This is a genomic window from Vibrio sp. V43_P6S15P86 (assembly GCF_009904725.1).
GTDB classification, from domain to species: Bacteria; Pseudomonadota; Gammaproteobacteria; order Enterobacterales; family Vibrionaceae; genus Vibrio; species Vibrio diabolicus.
On record NZ_WXWT01000073.1, the window covers coordinates 1 to 2876 of the forward strand.

Here is a 2876-nt window from a genome sequence, read left to right on the forward strand (position 1 = left end):
CTGGGCCTTAGTTGGGTTAAACCATACCTATAACAATTTTAATTTCTATCCATAAATAACTTGAAACCAATTACAAAAACAAAGGGTCGTGACTATGAATATTATCATAACTGGAGGGGCGGGTTTTCTCGGAACCCTACTTGCCAAATCACTACTAAAAGAAAACAAAGCTGAAAGTATTACTATTGTCGACATTCAAAAGTCGCGCTTAGAGGGCATTGATGACCGAGTCGTTTCTTTAGTCATGGATATGACAAAGCGAGAAAATATAGACCAAGTTATTACTGCCGAAACGACACACATTTTTCATTTAGCGGCAATTGTATCGAGCCATGCTGAGCAAGATTTTGATTTAGGCGTAGCTGTAAATCTGACGACCACACAGTTATTGCTTGAGCGTTGCCGTAAAGTAAACCCTAATATTCGTTTTACGTTTGCTTCATCTTTAGCTGTATTTGGTGGTGATCTTCCGGAAACTATTACACCAATAACAGCACTTCATCCTCAGTCATCCTACGGGACGCAAAAAGCTATAGGTGAGTTATTGGTGAACGACTATGCCCGTAAAGGCTTTGTTAAAGCTGTATCCGTACGTTTACCGACTATTTGTATTCGCCCTGGGAAACCAAACCTTGCCGCTAGCTCTTTCGTAAGCGGAATTATTCGTGAGCCTTTGAATGCTCAAGAATCAAATTGTCCTGTAGACCCTACGCTAAAACTTTGGATATCGAGCCCGTCTAGAGTGGTTGACAATATTCAATATGCAGGGCTAATGCCTTATGAGCAGTTAAATAATCTGTCCTATAGAACGCTTAATTTACCTGGCATTCAAACTACACCAGCTGAGATGATTCAAACAATGGACACTTTAGTGGGTAAGCAACTTTCTAATTATATTACCTATGAGCATGATGCGGGTATTGATCGTATTGTGAGTAGTTGGCCACAAAAAATTGATTGTACTAAAGAACTGGAGCTTGGATTTAAAGCAGACAGTAATTTCAAGGATGTATTACAACAATTTATTTCTGTTAACAATATGGAGATTGTCTAATGTTACCAACCTCAGTAATTGGACTAATAGTAGCCGTATCAGTCCTTGTTTTTCTTGTATTACGTACAAAAGTACATGTGTTAATTGCGATGTTAATTGCGGCATGTATCGCAGGTATTATTGGTGGGTTAAGTGTTGACGACACGATTGCGACCGTTAGCAAAGGATTTGGTGGAACATTAGGCGGTATAGGGATTGTCATCGGTCTCGGCGTTATGATGGGGGCTATTTTAGAGGCTTCTGGAGCAGGAGAAAGTATTGCCTATAATTTTATAAAGTGGTTAGGAAAAAAGAAAGAAGAGGCCGCTCTTGCTGTAACAGGCTATATTGTTAGCATCCCAATCTTTGTGGATAGCGCGCTTATCATTCTTTATCCAATTGCGAAGTCTTTGTCAAAAACGTCCAATCGCTCGATTTTAACGCTTACGGTTGCTCTGGCGGGCGGCTTGGTCGTAGCGCATCACGCTATTCCGCCGACTCCAGGGCCTTTGGGAGTTGCTGGTATCTTTGGTGTCGATCTTGCCAGCATGTTAGGTTTTGGTTTGATGATCGCAGCGCCTTGTGTCATGGGTATTGTTTGGTATGCAAGATGGTTAGAAAAGCAGTTTCCTGAGTTCATTCCAACCGAACATTTCTCGAAGTCTAGTGAGCAACTGATTAATGATCACAAAGAGTACATTGCAAGTAAAGAAGCGAAAGACCTACCATCTTTAAGTAAATCTATCGCTCCAATTATTATCCCTATTTTACTTATACTTGCGAAATCAGTGATGGGTTTATTAGAGGGTACTTTCGGTTTCGAAGGGCTGACAGCAACAACATTTGGTCAATTTATCGCTTTTATCGGCAGCCCTACAATTGCACTATCAATAGCAACCTTATTAGCGGTTTACACATTGGGTAATAACCTTACCAAAGAAGAAGCGAATGAAAAGATGGAACAAGGAATCTCCACTTGTGGCATCATTTTGTTAGTAACAGGTGCTGGTGGCGCGTTAGGTGCGGTATTGCGTGAAACGGGTGCGGGCGCAGAGATTGCCAACCAAGTTGCAGGGCTTCCTATTTCTGCGGTTATGATTCCATTTATTATTGCGACGTTAGTTCGCATTATTCAAGGCTCTGGTACAGTCTCCATGATAACCGCTGCTTCTATATCTGCCCCAGTTTTAGTGAATATTCCTGATGTTAACCTTTTATTCGCAGCGACGGCAGCTACGATGGGATCTCTATTTGCTGGCTACTTTAATGACTCGTTATTCCATATTGTTAATCGACTAATGGGGGTGACTGAGGTTAAGAAACAACTCATCATTTGGACTATTCCAACAACAATTGCTTGGGCTATTGGGGGTTCATTAGTCATGATTCTTAACTTATTCTTCGGATCTCATGGTTCAATCTTTGATCCCGTGTTACCACTTGCTGTACTTTTGGGGTGTATTGCATTTACAAAATCTTACAGCGCTAAGCACGTCGAATTACAAGGGGTATAAAGGTTTACCTGTACTCTTCCATAAAGTCAAAACCTATCACAATATGTATTTTTAGCAGATAGTTTAGGGATTTTTAATAATATGAACGGCCCTATGTTTGGGCCGTTTTAGTTCTGATAACTAAACTATTTAACTTGAACTGATATAGTTTCTTTCAACCTAATCGATATGAAATGGAATCTCTATTTCCCGTTTAGTTAACGATTACATATAAAGGATCTATTCGAGTTTAACCCTAGTGACTTTACTCTAGCGAAGTAGGGTTATTTTATATAAGAGTCCAGTACTTTCAATACGACTTCCATATCTTTTTCACGTTGAGTTTTGTC

At 40.1% G+C, this 2876-nt stretch carries 2 protein-coding genes and 1 pseudogene; 2 read left to right on the forward strand and 1 reads right to left on the reverse strand.

Features of this window, described 5'->3' with window-relative positions; translation table 11 throughout:
- The first annotated feature begins 94 nt into the window (after positions 1–94).
- Positions 95–1054 carry a D-erythronate dehydrogenase gene (gene denD, locus CAG69_RS03280; RefSeq protein ID WP_085569322.1) on the forward strand — a complete coding sequence of 320 codons (960 nt, stop codon included), beginning with the start codon at positions 95–97 and terminating at the stop codon, positions 1052–1054.
- Positions 1054–2547: a GntP family permease gene (locus CAG69_RS03285; RefSeq protein WP_161442705.1), complete on the forward strand. Its 1494-nt coding sequence runs from the start codon at positions 1054–1056 to the stop codon at positions 2545–2547. The genes denD and CAG69_RS03285 overlap by 1 nt, the downstream gene beginning before the upstream one ends.
- A 263-nt stretch (positions 2548–2810) precedes the next feature.
- Here CAG69_RS03285 and CAG69_RS22680 read toward each other — a convergent pair.
- Positions 2811–2876, reverse strand: a pseudogene (locus CAG69_RS22680) (transcriptional repressor RcnR to maintain nickel and cobalt homeostasis); the annotation flags it as partial.

Bases quoted from the DNA above. Each gene is read 5' to 3' on its own strand.
- denD (WP_085569322.1), top strand. From the start codon at position 95: ATGAATATTATCATAACTGGAGGGGCGGGTTTTCTCGGAACCCTACTT.
- CAG69_RS03285 (WP_161442705.1), top strand. From the start codon at position 1,054: ATGTTACCAACCTCAGTAATTGGACTAATAGTAGCCGTATCAGTCCTT.